This is a genomic window from Sphingobacterium sp. UBA6320, from assembly GCF_002440335.1.
GTDB lineage: Bacteria > Bacteroidota > Bacteroidia > Sphingobacteriales > Sphingobacteriaceae > Sphingobacterium.
Genome location: NZ_DJTA01000009.1, coordinates 81926 through 102220, shown reverse-complemented (window position 1 = coordinate 102220; position 20295 = coordinate 81926). Strand labels below are relative to the sequence as shown.

General features: G+C 36.4%; 15 protein-coding genes. 9 read left to right on the top strand and 6 right to left on the bottom strand.

Annotated elements, in window-relative coordinates; translation table 11 throughout:
• Window positions 1–317: 317 nt before the first annotated feature.
• Together B3P23_RS05890 and B3P23_RS05885 are read left to right on the top strand one after the other, a co-directional pair.
• Window positions 318–659, top strand: coding sequence for a hypothetical protein (locus tag B3P23_RS05890; protein WP_052627708.1), 342 nt, complete (start codon window positions 318–320; stop codon window positions 657–659).
• A gap of 405 nt (window positions 660–1064) precedes the next feature.
• Window positions 1065–3230: a TonB-dependent siderophore receptor gene (locus tag B3P23_RS05885; protein WP_293925045.1), complete on the top strand. Its 2166-nt coding sequence runs from the start codon at window positions 1065–1067 to the stop codon at window positions 3228–3230.
• Between the two features lie 122 nt (window positions 3231–3352).
• On the opposite strand, the gene B3P23_RS05880 is transcribed toward B3P23_RS05885, so the two are convergent.
• Window positions 3353–4705 carry an NAD(P)/FAD-dependent oxidoreductase gene (locus tag B3P23_RS05880; RefSeq protein WP_293925044.1) on the bottom strand — a complete coding sequence of 451 codons (1353 nt, stop codon included), beginning with the start codon at window positions 4703–4705 and terminating at the stop codon, window positions 3353–3355.
• A 399-nt stretch (window positions 4706–5104) separates the two neighbouring features.
• Here B3P23_RS05880 and B3P23_RS05875 point away from each other — a divergent pair, with 399 nt between their 5' ends.
• On the top strand, window positions 5105–7654 hold the full coding sequence (locus B3P23_RS05875; protein WP_293925043.1) for an alpha/beta hydrolase-fold protein: 2550 nt from the start codon (window positions 5105–5107) through the stop codon (window positions 7652–7654).
• Window positions 7655–8039: 385 nt separating this feature from the next.
• Here the strand turns inward: B3P23_RS05875 and B3P23_RS05870 are convergent, their stop codons facing one another.
• Entirely contained in the window at window positions 8040–9245 is a 1206-nt protein-coding gene (locus B3P23_RS05870; protein ID WP_293925042.1) for an alpha-L-fucosidase, read from the bottom strand.
• A 141-nt stretch (window positions 9246–9386) separates the two neighbouring features.
• On the opposite strand from B3P23_RS05870, the gene B3P23_RS05865 reads away from it, so the two are divergent.
• The 5 genes from B3P23_RS05865 (at window position 9387) to B3P23_RS05845 (ending at window position 14482) form a co-directional block, all read left to right on the top strand.
• A complete protein-coding gene (locus tag B3P23_RS05865) occupies window positions 9387–10784 on the top strand; it encodes a sensor histidine kinase (protein WP_293925041.1) in 1398 nt (465 codons plus the stop codon).
• Between the two features lie 11 nt (window positions 10785–10795).
• Window positions 10796–11509 carry a response regulator transcription factor gene (locus B3P23_RS05860; protein ID WP_293925040.1) on the top strand — a complete coding sequence of 238 codons (714 nt, stop codon included), beginning with the start codon at window positions 10796–10798 and terminating at the stop codon, window positions 11507–11509.
• Between the two features lie 288 nt (window positions 11510–11797).
• The gene (locus tag B3P23_RS05855; RefSeq protein WP_248755799.1) at window positions 11798–12310 is read left to right on the top strand and encodes a hypothetical protein; all 513 of its coding nucleotides are present in this window, start codon (window positions 11798–11800) and stop codon (window positions 12308–12310) included.
• Window positions 12311–12719: 409 nt separating this feature from the next.
• Window positions 12720–13733: an SMP-30/gluconolactonase/LRE family protein gene (locus B3P23_RS05850; protein ID WP_293925039.1), complete on the top strand. Its 1014-nt coding sequence runs from the start codon at window positions 12720–12722 to the stop codon at window positions 13731–13733.
• Window positions 13734–13891: 158 nt separating this feature from the next.
• Window positions 13892–14482, top strand: coding sequence for an HD domain-containing protein (locus B3P23_RS05845; RefSeq protein ID WP_248755797.1), 591 nt, complete (start codon window positions 13892–13894; stop codon window positions 14480–14482).
• Window positions 14483–14511: 29 nt separating this feature from the next.
• Here B3P23_RS05845 and B3P23_RS05840 read toward each other — a convergent pair whose 3' ends face one another.
• Complete coding sequence (locus B3P23_RS05840) at window positions 14512–15705, bottom strand: metallophosphoesterase (protein ID WP_293925038.1); 1194 nt, start codon at window positions 15703–15705, stop codon at window positions 14512–14514.
• 47 nt (window positions 15706–15752) lie between these two features.
• Complete coding sequence (locus B3P23_RS05835; RefSeq protein ID WP_293925037.1) at window positions 15753–16562, bottom strand: alpha/beta hydrolase; 810 nt, start codon at window positions 16560–16562, stop codon at window positions 15753–15755.
• A gap of 115 nt (window positions 16563–16677) precedes the next feature.
• On the opposite strand from B3P23_RS05835, the gene B3P23_RS05830 reads away from it, so the two are divergent.
• The gene (locus B3P23_RS05830) at window positions 16678–16917 is read left to right on the top strand and encodes a hypothetical protein (protein ID WP_248755794.1); all 240 of its coding nucleotides are present in this window, start codon (window positions 16678–16680) and stop codon (window positions 16915–16917) included.
• Window positions 16918–16983: 66 nt separating this feature from the next.
• Here the strand turns inward: B3P23_RS05830 and B3P23_RS05825 are convergent, their stop codons facing one another.
• Complete coding sequence (locus B3P23_RS05825; RefSeq protein ID WP_293925036.1) at window positions 16984–18474, bottom strand: glycoside hydrolase family 32 protein; 1491 nt, start codon at window positions 18472–18474, stop codon at window positions 16984–16986.
• Window positions 18475–18557: 83 nt separating this feature from the next.
• Complete coding sequence (locus B3P23_RS05820; protein WP_293925035.1) at window positions 18558–20252, bottom strand: RagB/SusD family nutrient uptake outer membrane protein; 1695 nt, start codon at window positions 20250–20252, stop codon at window positions 18558–18560.
• Window positions 20253–20295: the final 43 nt, after the last annotated feature.

The following is a 20295-nucleotide window of genomic DNA, read 5'->3' as shown; positions in this document are numbered from 1 at the left end:
AAACCTTTTTCAGGAAGGGACAGGAGATGTACTGAAGATATACTAAAAAGCTACTAAAGAGCTACTGTCATCAGTAGCTTTTGGGTTGATAAAACGTTGCTAAATGATAACGTATCGCTACACGTAAGCAGGCGCAATACTGAATTTATAAAAGCTTCAAATAGCAGTTGAAAAATTTGTACAAGGTATTAGTATAAATTAGCGATCGCTAAAAGAAGATTTAAAAAAAATCAGCTATATTCGCAACAGCTCACTAAATCATCGAATAACAGATTTTGAAATTAATTACGACAATATTACTCTTGATATCCATCACCATGATGACTTTTAGCAAGGCATTTATTGTATTGAGTTTTTATGCAAACCGAAGTGAAATTGCTACAAAATATTGTATCAACAAGAACAATATCACGATGCACTGCAACGGTAATTGCTTCTTGATGAGAGCCTTGAAAAAAGATACACAAAAGCATAAAGATCTTCAAGAAAATTTTTCAAAATCTACCTTATTAATCTGTCATCATCAATTCCCAGTCGTCAAAGACAGTCAGTATTTTCCAATTACATCTCAAAATCATGTGCGACTATCCAACACCCCGATGTGGAAGCTGTACGTTTTTAACAGACAACTCAAGCCTCCTACAGGTTATATGGCATAATCGATTTATTTCCTTAAAAATGCCTTTTCTCGATTTATCTAGCTGAGCGATCTGCATTATTCTAAAACATAGTGTCTTCTCTGTCATTTTTTATATCGACTTCTTAAAAAATAGAAATTACGAAGTCCTATTTTGGGTCTATGCGCACATAGTCTTAAACTGCGCCATATCCTTGCACAGAACAAAAAGATCATATGCAATTCTAAATACGAAGCACAATAGTTAGATGTGCTGAAGTACAGGAATTGATTTTAAAGCAAGGCAAAAAGTTCGAGTTTAACCAAAATCGATTTTGCTACAAATATGCATAAGCAAATACCCGATCCTAATCCAAATTTTAGCAGGTTAGGTCTAGGGTACTGATTCCAAATAATTCTCCATATTTTTCTTACCACGCAAGTACTTATGTTCATACGCATAACACATTTTACACTTTTAATTGTCAATGCAATTATCATTTTTCTTTCCATTCATACAGCACACGCACAGTCCAAAGACCAACCTATATTAAAGCAATTAGATTCGGTATTCGTAAAAGCTCGTGTCAGCGAAAAAGACAGATCAAGCATTCAAACAGCAAGATTAAATATTACTGACTATGAAAATCCACAGGTGACAACGAGTGTAGGACCAAAACTTACTCAAAACAGAAATTATTATACCCAAACAGCCATGTTGTCGAATGCGACCGGGGTCACTCCAAGTTGGGCTGGACTAGCTCCAAATTTTTCAATTCGTGGCTTTAGAACCCGAAGCAATTTTAGAAATGGTTTAAATGCTTACCTACAATACAGTGATGATAACAGTAACATACAACAGTTAGATGTGATCAAAGGTCCAAGCGGAACCTTGTTCGGTGGCGCAAATATGGTTTTTGGAGGTCTTATCAATGTACAAACTTACGCACCCATCGATAGTTCATTTACAAATTTTTCACTTGCGGCAGGTAATAATAATTTGCAACGCTCAAGCATAGAAGTCAACTCCGTTTTAGATTCTAGCCATAAAGCGCTATTTCGCATTTTTGGCACGTATTCTGACAGAAAAAGCTTTCAAGATCAAGGATTAAATAGAAACATCTTTTTGGCACCAAGTTTTACTTACCAACTCCATGACAAGTTAAAAGTTAAGCTTGAAGCCGAGTTTTTACGTAAAATCGCGACCAATAGTCCGCTATTTACTCCCGCCAGCCCACTCATAAATAGTCAATTGGTCAATGTACAGAACTCTAAAGATTTGGACCTCGCTTATAACAAATCGTATACGGATAATAGCTTATTATGGAAAACAACATCGATCAATTTCTATGCAAAAATAAGTTACTTAATTTCCGACCATTGGCAATCAGAAACCAATCTTGCTACGACGTACGGTACTTCAAATGGCACTTATCAAACCAATTTATTAGTGACCAATAATACGGCTGTAGCAAGAAAGGTGTTGCGATACGACGCCGAAGATATCACCAACCACCAAGTACAACAAAATTTTATCGGTAATTTCAGCATTGGCAATTGGGATAACAAACTCCTAATTGGACTGGATTACTATCGCTATAGTTATATGGCAAATTATAAAAGTGCAGGCTATATCGATACCGTATCTATCGATAATCCATCCCTGTCAGCAAATTTATTTAATGCAGATCTGATTACGAAAATAGTGCTGTCCAAACAACCTAACCATACTATATCACCTCAAAACACCTATTCAGCGTACATTTCCGATGTTATCAAACCATTTAGTGCACTATCGATCATGCTAAGTGCTAGATACAGCAGCTTAATCAACAATGGGACAAAAGATGTATCTACAGCAACCACAACAGGGGCATATAAACAGACATCTATGACACCAAAAATAGGTATGACCTACCAGATCATTCCTAAAACATTTACTTTTTTCGCGAACTATATGAGCGGATTTCAGAATATTGCTCCCACAAGTATCAATGGAATTTTATATAATTTCAAACCTCAATATGGTACACAATGGGAATCAGGAGTTAAAATATCTGGCCTTCATCAATTGTTAGATGCAACATTTAGTTATTATAATATTCACGTCCGTAATACCGTGATGGCGGATCAAAATGATGCCACAAAATATATTCAGGATGGTAAACAATACAGCCGAGGTATAGAATTGGATATCCAGATACAACCTATTCAAAATCTATTCATACATGGTGGTGCTGCCTACAATGAAAGTAAAATAACAAAAGCTGAAAACTCAACAACAGGTTTGAGACCCGTTAACTCCGGTCCTACATGGTCAGCAACTTGGTATGTGAATTATGAAACAGCAATCGTCAATGCAAGTAAATGGATACTGGGTATCGGTGGTAATTATGTAGGTCAGGATTTAATCATCAACAGCAAAACGGCAGGAAGCTTCTCTACAGACGATTATACACTGTTTAATAGTACTATTGGATATCAGTACAAGCAATTTTCCTGTAACTTTACCACAGAGAACCTGTTCAACCAACGTTACTATTATGGAGGAAGAGGATTTATCACGCAAGGAAATTTACGTCAATGTATATTATCTATGCGCTTACATTTCTAAAAATCCAATCGTCCTCTTTTAGCTTAAAGAGGACGATCATCCAATTGATTAAATAAGATGATCCATACATTTAAAATTTCAGCTTCCCCACTCTAATACTTCTTATTCATCAACAAGTTAGATTAATTCTTCTTGACACAGCTTCCTCTGGGTTCATCTCCTTCTATCAGCACCATTTCAGAATGTAAAAATTTTGCTGCATCAGCTGAATCTTTCACTTTAATCGCACTGCGCATGATCATCTCTTCTTCATAATCAACCAGTACCGCTTTTCTAATACCATCTTTTTTCCAATGTGATGACCCACATGCGCTTGATATGCCTCTCGCTAATGCAAGTGCATCCAGCAGCGCTTGATTTGCCCCCTGACCTTTAAATGGGCTCATTGGGTGAGCTGCATCTCCGATAAGTGTCACCTTTCCTTTCAACCATTCTGCATCAAGAATTTCTCTATCATACACAGGATAGCCAGAGATCTGAGCTGCCTGGGTCGCAGCTAAAATCTGAGGAATCGGATCATGCCATAGCGTCCGTCGACATGCCTCCTCTTTAAGGGCTTGTGATCCTCGATCGCTCAACGCTTTAGCTTCATTTTCACTCATAGGGAAACTAAGCTGCCACATGACTGAGTCCGATGAATAAGGCATGATATAGATGCGTTCATTCCCATTAGCAGTCTGAAACACAGTGGCAGAATCGAGTAAAGGGCTATGAAAATTTTCTAAAGCACTCAAAGGACATATACCCAATATAACGATACAGCCCAAGTAACGTAAAGGAGCAATATCTTCTCCTATTAACAATCTCCGGACAGAACTGCGAATGCCATCAGCTCCGACCAAAAGATCGGCTTTGGCAGTTTTCACTTCTCCATCAACTTGAAAGCTTAGCAAAAGACCATCCGACTCCGTTTCTTTAAAATCTACCAATTGATGATTCCACAGAACCGTATCATGACTACCTAATTGATCTAAAAGGGCTGAACGCAAGGATTGTCGTGCAATATGCACATTTGAACGCTTATCACCTGTGTTTGTTTTTTCAGGTACCCACTTTCTCATTCCCCATTCACCAATGACTTTTCCGTCAATCGTATGAACGACATGTTTTGTAGATATTACCCCATCCTCTAAGGATAGAATGCCTAACCCTGAAATCGCTTTACTAGCCTGCTGTAAGGTGAGACCATAACCTTGAGAACGCGCATTGAAGTTAAGATCACGCTCATAGAGCGTATAAGGAATACCCCGGTGCAGACAAGCTACGGCTAATGCTACTCCACCGATACCACCACCTACAATAGCAACGTGAGGATAATTTTCATTATTGGCGAGCGGACAACTTGATGACTGTATTAAACCAGAACCATTGCAGTTCAAACAAAGAGAAAGATGTCCTTTTGGTTTAACAGGAGCAACACCCTTACCACCAGTTTTTTCAAATTGATCATATGCTGCTTGATAAATAAGTCGCATTTTTTTAGTAAGCTTTCGACTTTTTTTACCCTTACCCTGGCATTCCTGACAAATACACCAGCTTCTTCGTTCAATTTCAGCTTCTTTCACTGCTTTCTATTTTATTTTGACTGCTATATATAATGAGATCTTTTCCACTACTATTACGCATTAAAAAGTTCATTTTCAGCTATAGTGACGATAAACTTATACCTATTGAACATATAATAGTTTATAAGAATAAAACAAATTTAAGACAAATAGTGATGAACAATCCGATAAAAAGAAAACTAAAGTGCTAATTTTTATTCAAGTCAACATTTCGATGCTTATCGAGAAGATTTTTGGCTTTGTTTTATACTGAAATTTAAAGGAGATAAAATAAAGATCCGTATATTAGACGTACTAAACCCTTTTATTATGCAATACCATTTATTACGATTAAGTATAAAAACTTTATTTATAGGCTTATGTTTAACTGTAATCTCCACTCTTTCTTCTGCCCAAAATACATATAAATTCACAGAAGGACTTACGGTAGATATTCCTTACAGTTATGGTCGGGAAGCAGTATATACTGATGAGCTGTTGTCACAATATTACCAACATGGACTCCCTCGTCCCATAGCTGGAAAAACATGGGATGGAACTTCAGAAAAATCTTTATGGATTGCTGCAAAAGCAGATACAAATGGTTTTTTTAGGCGTCAGCAAAATATGGATGCCAACCTGCAGCAACCCAACAATCCTCCAGGGCCTGGCCGTGTAGCTCAACAAGATCAAACCAGCAGGTCGATGTCGACCACTTATAGAGGTCCTCGTTCAAGTTATCTATATCTCACTTATCAATCCGACAAAGTACAGTCTGCATTACTTAATATTAGAGGAAATAGTGCTGTATTAATTAATGGAGAATTGCATACTGGAGATCCATACCGCATGGGATGGTTAAATATTCCAATCCAATTAAAAAAAGGTTTAAATGAATTTTATGTTAGAGGTTCGTCCATCGCGGCACAGCTGAGTTTCATTAAAAATCAACTCATCATCGGTACAGAAGATCTGACACAACCCGATATTGTACAAGGCAAAAATAACCAACATTTACTCTTAGGTATTGTACTCATCAACAATAGTAATAAAGATTTACATAATCTGAAGATACAAAGCAACACAGGAAATCAAAAAGCATCTGTCATCTTACCCGTAATCAGGGCGCAGAGTACTCGAAAATTAATTGTTCCTATTGATGCCTCAACAATCCATAGCTTAGGAGAGATTCTTTCGGATATTTCAATTTGGAATAAAAGTCAATTAATGGATCAGAAAAAAATTCCATTGAAAAGTGTCAATAGTAATACGCCATATCGGGTCACCTTTATAAGTACGATAGACAATAGTTTACAATACTATGCGGTAAATCCAGCATTGGGTGGTGAAAAATCTGGTGATGCGCTTTTTTTATCCGTTCATGGAGCTGGAGTAGAAGCCATTGGTCAAGCACAAGCATATCAGGCAAAAGACTGGGGAACTCTGGTGGCACCGACCAATCGTCGACCACGAGGATTCAATTGGGAAGATTGGGGGAGAATAGATGCGTTGGAAGTGCTCAGTTTAGCGAAACAAACTTTGCAACCAGATACGCAAAAAATCTACCTAACTGGCCATTCTATGGGAGGACATGGTACTTGGTTTTTGGGAGCAACTTATCCTGACAAATGGGCTGCAATAGCACCATGTGCAGGATATCCAACCTTAAAAGGTTACGGTTCTGCCGACGGATTGATTCCAGAAAAAGGACGAAATGCCTTAGAAAATTTATTATTACGATCTGGTAATCAAAGCGACGTAGTAGCATATGCAACCAATTATAAGCCACTTGGGATATATGTATTGCATGGTGATGCAGACCGTACAGTATCCGTAGATTATGCTCGTCAGATGCGTAAGTTATTGGGTACATTCCACCCCGATTTCAATTATTATGAATATCGAGGTGGATCACATTGGTATAGTAATGAAAGTGTAGACTGGAAACCTTTATTTGATTATTTTAAAATACATAAACGAAAAGCTGCCATTGACGTCAATCATATCGATTTCAAAACCGCTAATCCTGGGATATCCTCCTCCTACTATTGGGGTACAGTATATCAACAGGAAAAGCCACTAGATTATTCACATATTGTCCTAACACGAGATCGGGAGAGAGGAACCATAGTCGGCAAAACAGAGAATGTAGAGGTGCTCTCGTTGGATTTAACAGATTTTGCTAAAAATGTTGCATTTACTATTGACCTCGATAGTTTAAATACCATTACATACCAAAGGAATACAACGAACGAGTCTTTCATCTTTTTACAAAAAAAAGATCAGATCTGGAGCATCATAACAAAGCCATCATTAGATCAAAAGGGGCCACATCGTAATGGCACTTTTAAAGAAGCATTTAACCATGGGATGGTATATGTTTATGGAACCATGGGTACCAAGGAAGAAAATAAGTGGGCTTTAGAAAAAGTACGCCATGATGCAGAAGCCTGGTATTATAGAGGAAATGGAGCATTTGAAATAATCGCTGACCGTGATTTTGAAGCAAATAAATATACGGAACATAACATCATACTCATTGGTAATTCAAAAACAAACAGTACTTGGGATATTTTATTAAAAGACTGTCCAATTACGGTACTCCCAGGTCAGATCAAAATAGATAAACAAATTTATAATGGAAGTGATCTAGGCGGATATTTTTATTGGAAAAAATCAGGCACACAATCAAGAGCTGTTGGGGTGATTACCGGCACAGGACTTAGTGGTATGCAAGCAGCAGGGGCAAATCAATATTTTGCTGGCGCAAGTGGTTTTCCTGATTATATGTTTTTCAACTTAACTATGTTAAAAAATGGACCGGCAGGAATTATAGACGCGGGATTCTTCACAAATGAATGGAAAGTAAATCAAAAATAAACGAATTGAGAGATAATCTTTTAAAATTTATATCCCTCAGCAATGAGCTTATCGATCCTGCAGCGAATTAAGTACAAAATCGTATAGCTATCCTATTATCATGGATAAAATTTTCGCTCAAAGTAGACATTCAAGAATAATAATAATTATTACTCTTGAATGTCTTTATATTTAATGGCAAAATTTATGTTCTTTCATGATATATCCCTACCTCTGCCAGTACAGCTTTCCCGTTTTTTGGCTTCATATTCAACCGCACTTTTTGACCTATCACAGTCTTAAATTTGAATATCTTGATACGTCCTTGATCTTTCTGCTCAGCAAGGATTGGGTACCACTTTCCGTCTTTAAAATAAACTAGATTGTAAACCGATGGATGATCTTTTCATTCTGTAATAACAATTGTATTGAATGCTTTTGATCGTTCAAAAGCAAGTTCCCACCATGGACTAGCAGAAGCGGCAGGATTTGACACCCAAGAACTCCCAAAGTTATCGTCATTTGCAAAATCCATAAGATTCATATCGTCACTCCAGCTCGAATTTGTATATGCTTTTAGTGCCATATTACTTCCTATTACAGGACTTTCATAAGCCGGTAATTCCGAATAAGAGGGTTTATTTTTATATAAGTTTCCGATCTCCTGGAGTGCGATCAATGCATTTTCATCAATAAGTCCGTCAGCATTAGGAGCTACATTAAGCATAAAATTACAATAGGCACCATTGTAAGGGATTATGAAATCATTGACAAGACTCTTGACCTCCTTAACGGGAGTTTTAGGAAATGATTTTTTCCAAAACCAATTCTGTTGAAGTGGTAAGCAAGCCATCGCAGGAAGTTTATTATGCTCCTTGGAGATAAACTGTCCAGCACCCTGTTCATATGATTTAATATCTGAATAGAATAACGCATCACCAGGGTATTTCGCAGAATTAAGTTCCATAACCAAACATTGAGGTTGAAGAGATTTAATATGGTAATAAATATCATCAAAAGGAATATCATCATAAGAAATACGAGACCATGGAGCGTCCCAACCGTCAATTACTAATGCATTAATTTCACCGTAATTAGTTAACAGTTCCGTCAATTGATCCTTGATCATCTGAATATGGTTGCTGGTTATATGGTTAGGTCTTATTTCTTGATGCGTATCTAAAATAGAATAATAAAGCATCACTTTTAATCCATTTTTACGGAAAGCATCAGCATATTCCTTCACTACATCACGTCCAAAAGGAGTATTCATCACATTATAGTTTGTGGTCTTAGTATCCCAGATCGGGAATCCACTGTGATGTTTCGTAGTCAGGCAGCCATAAGTCATATGAGCTGACTTTGCAGCGAGAGCCCATTGATTTGCATCCAATTTAGGAGCATTGAACAAACTTAGCGAAGCATTCGGATCTGACCAATCCTGATCCATATAGGTTGGCATTCCATAATGGATAAACATTCCAAAGCCTAGATTTACAAAATCAAGTTGTTGCTTCCTTAATTCAGATTCCTTTACTTGAGCCACAATCGTGTTTACTTGCATTAAGCCTAAGATAAGTAACACTGCGGTCAAAAATTTGTTATTTTTCATATGACATCAATAGATTTATAATTTAATTATGCTTCAAAAATAAGCTTTATAATACGCTCAAGTGATTAATAGAAGGATAACGAAAACTTAATAAAAGGTTAATGATGTTCAGGATAACTGAAATTATCCTAGATTTATAATATGATATTAAGACACAATCCCAAATTTTATAAATGGGTGTTATGCTGTAGTTTTTTTATGCTTTGCTTATTGATTGGTTTTTTGGTATTCAACACTTATCAATACAAGGATAAAAATTTTCAAAATATTCAAAAACTGAAGATCGAAAAATCATATGGTCAATATGTGATGAATGACAAACTATTCCCTGGCGGAAATAAACTGTTTCAACAGTTTCTAGAGCCACAGTTATCAAGTCTATATCGTACATTAACAAATAATCCAAAGGCACTACAACAGGAACAACAGCAGGTGCTATCCTCTTTTTTGGGAGAGTTGCGCCGATATCAAAATATGGATATCGTATTTAATGAAATATTAGCAAAACATCATTTGGATACCACATTATCATATAAGTTAGTATTTGATCGATTGGATTTATTATTACCAAATGGACATGATTGGAAGACTTTTTTCCTTAAAGATGACGGAAAAATTAATACCGAGATAGCCGGAAATTTGAAAGATATAAATAATAATAACAAGATACTCCAATTATCCGTCAGTGTAGCGAGTCATGTCACCTATAGATTTACCTACAGTCTGTATGTCGATTACCCCAACAGAATGACAAGAGTATTGATGGATATGCTCCCTGTATTGTGTTTTTCGATCTTATGTATCTTACTGATTATCACAATTAACTACCTCACCTATCAAAATTGGATCGATCAAAGGAAAGAAACGGAATTAAAAACTGAATTCTTAAATCATATACGGCATGAATTTAATACACCCATCACGACCATTTTGATCTGTTCAGAAACCCTAAAGGAACAAAAGTCCATATTAAATACCGCCGAAATTGGATCTTTAGGCAATGTGATAGAGCGGCAAGCCGATCGATTGAAAACTTATTTTAAACAAATCTTAGAGTCTGTCTCTTTGCCAAAACAGAAACCTGATTTAAAACAAGAAGATATATGTTCATTAACAAAAGAGTTTTTAAAAGATATATCGCTACGCCATTCAGAGAAAATTGAGGTCAATTATACTCCCCTATCATTATCTAAAAAGATATGGATAGATTCTTCTTTATATTTTTCTATTTTAGACAATCTGGTGAACAATGCGTTAAAATTCAATCAAAGTGCTTCACCGAAAGTTTCTTTTTATTGGGAAGAGACACAAAATGAGTTAATTTTAAATATTGAAGACAATGGTGTTGGTATCCATCAGGAAGAATTAAAACATATTTTTGAGAAATTCTATCGTTCTAAATCAAGTGGTAAAAAACCAGGTTTAGGTTTAGGACTATATTACGTAAAAACAATTATAGACTTATTGGATTGGGATTTAAAAGTGGAATCTAAGATCGGTAAAGGATCCAGATTTAAATTAATAATAATACAACCATAACCACGCTACGTATGCATGATAAAAACCATTATTTTGATATACTTTTGGTAGAAGACGAACCCGATTTGGGCTTAGTATTATCTCAATATTTGCGATTTAAAGGTATCAGTGTATATTGGAGCCCGTCTGCTGAAATCGCTCTAGATGAGTATAAAAAAAGAATATATGCTTTAGCAATTATCGATATCCAGCTTCCTGATATGAACGGAATTGAATTAGCAAAACAACTTCAAAAAATTAATCAGAATCAGGCCATCATCTTTTTAACTGCCCTTCATGAAAAAATCGACCGAATGAAAGGCTTAGAGCTAGGTGCGATTGACTATATCGGGAAACCCTTTGAAATGGAAGAGCTCATATTAAAAATTAAAAACTTCTTAAAATTAAAGAAAGAAATTCCAATTAAAGTGGCTACTATCGCCCCTGTTTCAGTAGGAAGCATAACCTTTATAAAAGAGCGTATGTTACTTTCAATGTCCAATGGCAAACAGAAAAAATTAACTGTTCGTGAAACTGAAATTCTTGATTTATTAATTAAAAATCAGAATCAATTGGTATTAAAAAAAGATATTCTTTTGCAGTTGTGGGGAAATACAGATTATTTTAATGGAAAAAGCTTAGAAGTGTTTATTTCACGAATAAGGAAATTAGTCGATTATGAAAAAAACATCAGAATTGATAGTGTCTATGGAGCTGGATATATATTTGTGTATGAAGAATCATAATAAATTACCTGACCGATCTAACAATTGTACTGGAATAGTCGTAAACCCATCCTATTTAAATTTTTATTCAAATTATAAATAAGCATGTTCTCCAGTCACCCCTAATCATAAACAAGAGCTTCGTTGATTATTGAAAATGGGCGATCACAACTATTCAAACGGCAATTACCTCATAAACAATATGATAAAACTTTAACATTTATTTCAGAGTATAATTGGCAAACTATTTGTTGCAACAGCGAAAGTTTTCATTTTGAAAACGCTCACTTAAAATATCTTATAATGATCATGAAAAAAGTAATTCTACCTTTTCTTACTCTTTTTACTTTATTTTTTGCCACGCAGCAAAAGGCAAATGCACAAACACCCTATCGGACAGCTATTGGGCTGGGAATAGATTTGGGCGATGGGGAGACTTTATTTGGCCCTCAGATTAAACACAATTTTGGCGGAAATGATGCAGTAAATGCACAGGTATTATTTGGGGATCATATCACTGTCCTAGGTGTTGACTATTCTTATAACAGACGTATTCAGGGCGCTCGAGGTCTATATTGGTATATCGGTGTCGGTCCTCAAGTATCATTTATCGATTATAACAAAGGATATAAAAACTATCACTGGAAAAATGATGACACCCATGTGGATTTTGCGATACGTCCCGCATTAGGTTTAGAATTTAGAATTCCATCTGCACCGTTAGCGATGCATTTTGACTGGAAACCTTGGTGGAATATTTCACATGACGTTAACTTTGATCCATCAAGTTTTTCTATGGGATTTAAGTTCGTTTTAAAATAATTTTTTTGCTTTATTAAAAAGCATTAAAAAACAAAAACTCCTGATCACTTTTTGTGAAGTTCAGGAGTTTTTGTTTTTTACAAAAGGATATCACTTTTGACTCCCTGATTATGAATAGATCAGCACACATTCGTTACCGTGATTAACCTGATCTATTCATAATTTATTGAGATTAGATTTTAGACATGCCTCCAAGCGATTTCTTACAAAAATTTAATCCTACAAACCCACAAAAATTCATGAATTCGACTAAACCATAAATATTCCTATCTTTACTTAACCTAAAGTGCTAGTAATGATCGAATTCATGATCATTACGTTATAATTCGCTTTGAAAAGGTCAGAAATGACATCATATATTTAAAGCTGTTCAGAATAATTTAATAAAAAAATCAATACAGAAAAAAGAATGACACCCAATAAAATGATCCCAGTTGCTGTACTTATCTTGACCATTCTATTTCCCATCACCATGTTCGGGCAAAGTAATTCGAAACTTTTAGATGGTGCGACCATTGAAGTATTTCATCCTGAACTTAATAAAATAATAGATCCTTTTGTAAAGGTAGAATTGCTAGCAGATGGCATGCAGTGGACGGAGGGTCCCGTATGGAACTACGATGAAAATTACCTATTATTTAGCGATCCAAGACTTAATACCATATATAAATGGTCTTTAAAAAATGGACTTGAGAAATTTCTTGAACCTGCCGGATATCAAGGCCCTGATATCTATAGTGACGAACCGGGCACAAATGGATTATTGATCAATCAGGAAGGACATTTGATAGCGTGTGATCATGGAAATAGACGTATCGTACAAATTGATCTTAATACCCAAAAATTTAAACCATTGGGTACACATTGGAATCATAAAAGGTTCAGTTCACCAAATGATATTTGTCAACATCAACGTGGTGATTATTTCTTCACAGACCCTCCTTATGGACTTCCGCACAGAGAACGCGATACAGTAAATAGGGAGATTAAAGAAAACGGTGTATATCGATTGGATCGTTCTGGAAAAGCTACTCAGATCATCTCCAACCTGACTCGACCAAATGGTATTGCCTTATCTGAAAAACAAGATAAATTATATGTCGCCATCAGTGATCATAAGCAGCCCTTAATTATGGAATATACGCTCAATAATAAATTGGAAGTTGTTAATAGTAAGATCTTCGTAGATTTTAGGTTAAAATTTCCATCAGAACATATGGCGGCTGATGGAATCAAAGTACAGGCTGGTGGATATTTATTTGCAGCAGCTGGCAATGGAATCGTTATCTTCAATAGCGAGGGATTATTATTAGGCCGGATTAAACTTGGTATTGCTACTGCGAACTGTAATTTCGGCGGAGACGGATACTTGTATATAACTGCATCAGATAAATTATTACGTATTCCGCTCCTAAAGATTTAATGCATGTACTGCAATTTTTCTATATTTATGGTCAATAAAAACTTTCCGATCAGCTGTGCAAAATTTATATTAAACGCAGGATATAAGGAATAACTCGTGCAGATAAAAAATTACACCAATCAATACACGAACTGTAGTACAGCTTTTATTTCATCAAGATGGATCTTAAAAATTTACAGCAACAAATCGATTTTATTAAAGAAATTGATAAAGTCAAGTATATACAACGAAAAACCAAGCTATTTAATAGCGATCGAAATGAAAATGATGCAGAACATAGTTGGCATTTAGCCATGATGGCAATTATATTAGCAGAGCATTCCAACGAACCTATTGATATTCTAAAAGTTGTCAAGATGGTACTCATACATGATATAGTGGAGATCGATGCAGGTGATACTTTTATTTACGATACTCAGAAAAATCATACAAACACCGACGAAGAAAGGCTTGCGGCTAAACGGATTTTTGGATTACTTCCACAAAAGCAGGCAGAAGGGCTCATTGAAATCTGGGAAGAATTTGAAGCAGGGCTCACTCATGAGGCCAAATTTGCAAGAGCAATGGATCGCTTAGAACCACTGCTACAAAACACCTCAAACAGTGGTGGAACTTGGAATGAATTTGACATTAACTACAGCAAAGTATACGATAAAAAGAAAATAATTGATGAAGGTTCCAAGACGATATGGGATTTTGCTGAAAAACTAATTGATGAGAGTGTGGAAAAGGGGATTTTAAAAAAATAGGCCCTAAGCAAGGTATTGTGCTATTTGTCTTATGCTGTCGCAGAATCAGAACGTTTTAAAGTCAGTACAGTAATTTCAGGCCATACTCCTACCCGCCCCTTCAATCCATGAAAACCAAAACCTCTATTGACGTATAAAAATTTACCATCACGCTGATACAAACCTGCCCATTGCTTATAAAAATATTGAATCGGACTCCATTTAAACCCAAAAACTTCAATTCCGAACTGCATACCATGAGTATGCCCCGCTAAAGTGAGATGGACATGTTTTTCATGATCAACTGTCACCGCATCCCAGTGTGATGGATCATGAGACATCAAGATTTTGAATGAATCTATAGGAATATCTTCCGTTGCTTGAGTAAGATTGCCAAATTGGTGAAAACCTCCCTTACCCCAGTTCTCCACGCCAATTAATGCAATGCGTTGTCCTTGTTTCTGAAGTGTTACAGCTTCATTCAATAACAGATTGAACCCCATCTCCCTGTGTATTTCTTTTAAACGCTGTAGATTAGCTTCTTTACTTGATGCATTATTCCATTTAATATAATCACCATAATCGTGATTACCCAACACTGAATATTTACCATATGAGGCTTTTAAACCTGTGAAGGTATCGATCCAAGGATCCATCTCCGATGCCATATTATTGACCAGATCACCCGTAAATAATAAGACATCGCTGTTCTGTGCATTAGCCAAATCAATACCCTTCTGCACCCCTCTTATATTACTCAAACTGCCCGAATGGATATCCGATAACTGTGTAATCGTAAAACCATCAAATGCTTCGGGCAGATCTGAAAAATATAGAATTTCCTTTCTGACACGATACAGATGTCTACCTCGGGTAAGCCCAAAAACAATAGCTAAAAAGATCGCTACTGCAATAAAAACGACTATTTCACTCACATAAACACTTCGTGCAGGAAAACCGCGAAACAATCGTCCAATATCTTCTATGAATAGGATCGGAAAAGAAAACAACTTTGGTATAAAAACAAGCAACATTGCTGTAATCAAAATAGAAGCAATGCGTTGAAGATCACTTATTCGTTGGCGAAGAAAAATAATTGATACAATCGAGACAATTATTAAAACGTCAACAAACCAATAAAAAATTGGAATTGATGAACCCGAAAAAAGTGTAACTACAGCTTGATAAAAGTAAATATCACTGATCAAGAATAGTAATAGAAATAAAATAAGTCTTTTTGCCATATCGTCAAACGCTCTTATAGAGTAGACGAATGCCGTGCCAAATTACTTTATTTTTTTTCAAGTGCAGCGATCCACTTTAACAGTAAGAGGCATCCTGGTGCATATACAGCGCCATGATCAAAGCCCTGCAACTGGAAAAGCTCAGTTTGAGGGTGTTTTAAACTTAACAGCACTGCAGCTAAATGAGCGTTTTCTTCAAATCTTGCAGGTATCTCCAATTTAGGGTCTCCTGTGATTAATAAAATAGGAGGTGCATCTTTTCTAGCAAAACTTAAAGGTGCATATTGATCAATGATAGGGATTTCCATTGACTGGCCTCGCTCCTTCTTTATGGTATAATGAGTATTAGTCTGTGCACTGATAGGTGCTAATCCCTTGATGTTATTGGCATCAATACCATAAGATTTCAAATATGCCTTATTCAACCCCACCATCAAGGCCAAATAACCTCCTGCAGAATGACCGGAAACATAAATTTTAGCAGGGTCACCCCCGTATTGACTAATATGATTAAAAGCCCAAGCAACAGCAGCAGCAGCATCTTCAATATAAGCCGGCCCTTTAACTTTAGGGCTTAACCGATAATTTACGGCAATAACTGCCACTCCTTTACCCTGCAATTCCAGTGGAACATATTTAGCACCCTCCTCTAAGCCTCCACCATGAAACCAGATGATCGTAGCAAAATCAGATCTGTTTTCCGGAAGATACAAATCTAATTTACACCGTTCTTGTTTATACAAATCGGAGTCACTCTTCTCTACATAAGAAATATCCTTTAACAATTTATAGTCCTGAGCTGAAAGCGGAAATTGAGCGAGTACGAAGAAGAAGAAGATCAGACTTTTGTATAACATATTGATATATTTTAAAATAAACTAAATTTAAAGTTAATCAATAAATTAAATATAGCAAAAGTAGATATGATGAAACTTTCATCAGCAATGGTCAACTTATCAAGTAGATCGCTCTATGTTAGATCAATATATAGGAGTTTATTCGTCGAATCAGGTGCCGATTAAACTCACCATAACTAAATCTGGGCACACACTCATTGTACAAGCCACAGGACAGGCTGCCAATGAGTTAGAACCTAGTGAGAAAGATACATTCAAACTCGAGAAAGCGGGTATTGTATTATCTTTTGATCCACAAGAAAAAACAATGGTCTTGAAACAAGGCGGAGGTGAATTTACTTTTACTAAAGAATAACATACTGAATAGCAACACTATTTTAATAGTACAGCACTTCGTTGCACTATTAAAATAGTGTAAAATTTACTTGATAATTTTTACTTTCAAATCCTTAATACCAACTGGGTGTAAAGACTTCAAATTCAATACATCAAAAGGCTGTTCAACAAAGAATAAGTTACTCAGATTAGATATTCCTCCATCCGCAAATATCTCCACCGAATTATGATCTACCAATAATCTATAGGAGATCGTTTTATGATCTGAGATACGAGGTGACACCGTACGATGAATAAAGGCCGAATTAAAATTAGTATTTCCAGACTTAGACCGATCTACATAGTATTGCTGATTTGATTGGTCAAATCCAAGCACTAATTCGTCTCCTTTTTCATTACCCAATATGATATTAAAAGGAGCAACTTGATCGACGACAAATGACAATTCAAACGCACCATTACTTCCTTTTATATATTTGCTCAAATCTAATGACCCATTTTCCATCGTTGCATCTCCAATTTCTTCCACGCTGCCCGTCCCTGTGATCGGTATCGAGACCAAATACCAATCATTATTTACCTGTTGTAGATGAAGTGTCCTTGCTATTGTCATTCCGCTTCGCCAAGTAGATGCTGGTACAGTATTGGCATATTCCCAGTTGCTCATCCACCCCATCAAGATATGGCGGTCGCCAGTATTAGAAAAAGTTACTCCAGCATAGTTGTCAGGTCCATAATCCATCCATCTAATATCGTGCTGATTCGAAGTAAAAGTTTTACCATCAAACTCACCCACAAAATATTGCGTTGCCGAACCAGTATTAGGTCCTCCTGGATTGATGCTCACAAGTAATACCCATTTTTCACCATCAGGCGTCGAAAAACGAAGTAAATCTGGACATTCCCAAACTCCACCATGTGCGCCTACTTCGTTCCCAAATTCACTAAGCTTGACCCATTCTTTCAGATTGCGAGAACCATAAAAAGTAATCGACTGTTTGGTAGCTAATGTCATCACCCATTGCTTACTTTCGGTATGCCACATCACTTTTGGATCACGAAAATCCCAAATCCCTGGATTTGGCAACACTGGATTACCTTCATATTTCGTCCATGACTTTCCTTTATCCAAGCTGTAAGCGATACTTTGATATTGATGCAACCCTGTTTTCTGGTTTTCGATTTTATGATTATGATGTGTAAAGATTGCCACTAAGGCATCTTTACCAAATCCAGCAGTATTGTCTTTGTCAATTACAGCACTACCCGAAAAGATAGTCCCGAGGCTATCTGGAAATAAAGCAATAGGTTGTTCTTCCCAATGAATTAAATCCGTACTCGTAGCATGTCCCCAATGCATCGGTCCCCATACAGTCGAATCTGGATTATGTTGAAAAAACAGATGGTAAGTTCCATCTAAAAATATCATTCCATTCGGATCATTCATCCATCCCGCTTTGGGAGTAAAATGATAGGTAGGTCTATATTTTTCATTCTTTACAGACTTTGTTTTCGACGACGTATGACAGCTATTAAATACTGTCAAAACCAATAAAATACCTAATAATTTCCTCATTACCATATGCTTTTAAGTTTATAAAATTCCAGATTATCTATCATTGCTTTTCCACCTTTTTCCCGTAGTTCAATTTAATATTATTAATACCAACCAAAATTTTGGACATATAGTTTTTTACTGAAATTGATTTGCGACAATGGTATCGGAAAATATTCATCTCTACTTTTCTTAAATACCGAAGCTGCCAAATAATTTCGTCGTGTTTTTTCTTTCTGCAAGTAAGCATTGATATATGTATCCGCAATTCCCCAACGTACCAGATCAAAGAACCGAAACCCTTCCATAGCAAATTCCAATCTTCTCTCCCAACGCAATGCCTCACGTGCATAATTTTGATTCCAAGTACAGTTTACCCCATCTACATATGCGGCAACTTTAAATTGACCTGTAGGCGCACCTTCACGATCCACCAATCTAAACGTACTCTCAGCTGCCCGTTTCCTGATTTTATTTATAATGGGTAATGCCTGCGTATGTCTACCCAATTCGATCAAAGACTCAGCTTTCCAGAGCAAGACATCATCAAATCTGATAATATCCCTATTTTTACTACTGCTCATAAATGGATTTACCTTTTTAAAACAAGGGTTATCATATAACACCACTTCTTTCAATGACATATAGTTGCCATAAGTTTCGATCTGGCGAACCCAACTATTCTGAAAGATAAAATCAGTTTTATATTTATATGGGAGACCTACGATAGCTACCGTATGCAATAATCTAGGATCCACATTTTGTGTTTTCACCTGTGCAGCAGTTGTTAGATCTAGATTGTTAAATCCTGTAAACTGTGGTAAACCCTCATTATCGGTTTTGAATGCATTGACTAGATTTTGACTTGGTTGATGGAAACCGCAGCAACCATACTCATTGTTCATGGGATAGTTGAGCATAGCACTCCAATCTAAACGACCAAATTCTGTTCCATCATTCAGCGAATTCTGCACTGCAAAAATAGACTCAGGACCATTTTCATATTCACACAGAAAGTTAAAAGCAAAATCCTGTGACAAGTCATAGCGTCCCTCGAGTTCCGTGACAAGCTTCACCACTTCTTCCAATTTTTGGCTATTAATACCTGTCACCTGATGTTGCTCATTTTGCTCATATGCCGCATATAGTAAAGCCTTCGCTAGATATGCTTTAGCCATAAATTGATTAGCTCTCCCTTTCTGCCCCTCCTGTTGTTCGGGCAATGTAGTGGCTGCAAATCTAAATTCATCAATAATCTTATTCCATTGTTCAGTATCAGAATACTCCCGATTGGATAGGGTAACATAATCCTCTGGTGCTAAGTTTTCATCTACAAAAGGGATATACTTGAAAAGTAATTTGAGCTCAAACATATAATGAGCCCTCAAAAACCGCATTTCAGCGGTGCGGATGTCTTTCTTAGGATAGTCAGTTGCATTCAGACCATTTATAACTCGTAACGCATTGTTTGCACGTGATATGGCAACATATTGTCGATACCACTTTTGATCCAATCCGCCAACATCTACCCGCATAGAGACAAAGGTCTCGTAGAGGTTCCATTCTTCCATATCACCCGTACCAGCACCTCCCTTGTAAGCATCTCCACTCCTCAAATCGCCATATGGCCATAGGCTATTTGTTTTATTATTATAGTTTTCATTACCCAATGAAGAATATGCAGCAATGACCAGATTTTCTGCTGCCTCCACATTATTCAACTGATTTTCGCCCAATTGACCTTTGGGATTGATATCCAGATAATCACTGCAGCTGCTCACTAATATTAGCGATAACACAGTGTAACATATATATATTGATTTTTTCATGACAAGGTTACGA